Origin of the sequence: Pseudomonas sp., assembly GCF_049645325.1 — a bacterium.
Taxonomy (GTDB): domain Bacteria; phylum Pseudomonadota; class Gammaproteobacteria; order Pseudomonadales; family Pseudomonadaceae; genus Aquipseudomonas.
In genome coordinates, this window is record NZ_JBARTQ010000333.1 from 1 (window position 1) to 2385 (window position 2385).

Annotated in this window: 3 protein-coding genes; 2 read left to right on the forward strand and 1 reads right to left on the reverse strand. The window is 61.0% G+C overall.

The features are described from left to right. A partial coding sequence (locus WBB95_RS14890) for an aromatic amino acid transport family protein (protein WP_424488279.1) occupies positions 1–844 on the reverse strand: 844 nt, incomplete at its 3' end. 284 nt (positions 845–1128) lie between these two features. On the opposite strand from WBB95_RS14890, the gene WBB95_RS14895 reads away from it, so the two are divergent. After that, complete coding sequence (locus WBB95_RS14895) at positions 1129–1743, forward strand: TetR/AcrR family transcriptional regulator (protein WP_424488280.1); 615 nt, start codon at positions 1129–1131, stop codon at positions 1741–1743. A 181-nt stretch (positions 1744–1924) separates the two neighbouring features. Beyond that, positions 1925–2385, forward strand: a 461-nt coding sequence (locus WBB95_RS14900) for a cysteine hydrolase family protein (protein WP_424488281.1), incomplete at its 3' end; no start/stop codon positions are given.

A 2385-nucleotide genomic window follows, 5' to 3' on the forward strand; every position in this document is an offset into this window, starting at 1 on the left:
TGGCTTCGGCCAGTTGCGCCGGCGACAGGGTCAGTACGCAACTGAACACGAAGAACAGCACCATCACCACCATCAGGATGTGTGCCCGGGACAGGATCTGCGAGCTGCGTTCCTCGGCGTGTTCGCCGTACTGGCGCTTCTGGTCCACCGCAAAGGCCGAGATGATCGGCGAATGGTTGAACGAGAACACCATCACCGGAATCGCCAGCCAGAGGGTGCTGAGCAACGCCGATGGCGCGGGCACCTCGCGGGCGGTGCTGAGGATGCCGCCATTCCAGTGCGGCACCAGGTACACCGCCAGGAACAGCAACGCGACGATGAACGGGTACACCATCAGGCTCATGGCCTTGACGATCACTTGCTCACCGCAACGCACCACGGCCAGCAAGCCGAGGATCAGCACAAACGCCAGGATCGCGCGGGGCGGCGGCAGGATGTGCAGTTGGTGTTCCATGAAGCTGCTGACCGTGTTGGTCAGTGCCACGCTGTAGATCAGCAGGATCGGGAAGATCGCGAAGAAATACAACAACGTGATCAGCGCACCGGCCTTCAGACCGAAATGCTCTTCGACCACGTCAGTGATGTCGGAACCTTCACGGCCGGACAGCACGAAACGGGTCAGGCCACGGTGGGCAAAGAACGTCATCGGGAAAGCCAGCAGCGCCAGGATCACCAGCGGCCAGAAGCCCCCAAGGCCCGCGTTGATAGGCAAAAACAAAGTGCCGGCGCCAATGGCAGTGCCGAACAGGCCGAGCATCCAGGTGGTGTCCTGGCGGCTCCAGCGCGTGAGGGTTGCAGGTGTCGTCTGATAGCGTTCGTCGACGCTATTGGCCTGATCATTCATCCGGTCGGATCTCCGCATTTCCATGGCCGGGACGAGTCAGAAAAACCTGACAGGCAGCGCCCCGACCATAACAAGCGCGCGATTGTCCGGGATTCTCTTGAATAAGCAAAGACTTAGCTGAGGAACGGTGCGCCGGTGCAGAGCCTCAAGAACGGCCATAGGCAGCGGTTTCAGCGGGCTGCAGCGCCCGCCAAATAATACATTCCCGAACAAATCTATTTTAGAATGGCCGCCATTCCTGTACGTTTCAGCCAGTGTCCGCCTTTTATCCTGAGAGCCCCGCCATGCCTCGCGTCTCGCGCAAACAAGCCGACCTCAACCGTGGAATCATCGTCGAAGCCGCCACTCACCTGTTCCGTGAGCGCGGCCTGCACGGCATCAGCTTGTCGGACGTGATGGCGGCGGCCGGCCTCACCCATGGTGGCTTCTACGGGCACTTTGCATCCAAGGAAGCCCTCGCCACCGAGGCGTGCCAAAAGGCCTTCGAGCACGCCAACCTGGGCTGGCAGGAAAAGATCAGCCGCAGTGAGGATTTGCCCACCGCCCGCGAGGCCATCCTGCGCCCGTACTTTTCAGCCAACCACCGCGACAACCCAGGCGACGGCTGCCCGATATCGGCTTTTACCCCGGATATGTGCCATGAGCCCGCCGACACCGCGTTGCAACACGCGTTTATCGACGGCGTTGAAACGTCTTTGGAGGTTTTCGCGCAGCTTCAGGACGAAGACCGCCAGGCCATGCTGGCCAAGTACGCGATGATGATTGGTGCCGTCACCCTTGCTCGTGCAACGCGGGGCAGTTCCTTGTCGGATGAATTCCTTGATGCCGTGCGAAACACCCTGCTACCCCAAAAGAAACCGGACACCTCCGTTGACAGCTGCGCCCCCGTCCCAGCATGATCGGGCCATGAACCTTATTCAGCTGTGCCTCACCCGCACCACCACCACGACCGCCAATGGCGGGCCGTGCGGTGGCTGTGGGTGCTTGAACTAAAGACCCCGGAAACAACCCAAGGCCCCGCCAGCAATGGACGGGGCCTTTTTATTGCCTCGCCCTCTGGCCACTGCAAGGAGCAAGACCATGGCTAACGCCCTGTTGATCATCGATATGCAAACCGGTCTATACGATGGACCGCAAAAACCCTTCGAACGCGAACGCCTGCTGAGCATCATCAACCAACTGATCAGGCGCGCCCGTACCGCCGACGCACCGATCTTCGTCGCGCGCCACACCGGCCCGGCGGGCTCGCCGATCGAAGCCGGCAGCGCGTTTTGGCAACTGTGGCACGGCCTGGACGTGGACGAGGCTCGCGACCACCTGTTCAACAAGACCCGCCCCAGTTGCTTCCTGGGCACTGACCTGGCGCAGCAACTGAAAGCCGCCCACGTCGATGAACTGGTGATTGTCGGGATGAAAACCCAGTTTTGTATCGACACCACCTGCCGCGTGGCGGTGGAGCTGGGGTTCTCGGTGTTGTTGCCGGAGGACGGCCATACGTGCATGGACACGCCGGCATTGTCGGCAGAGGCGATCATCGAACA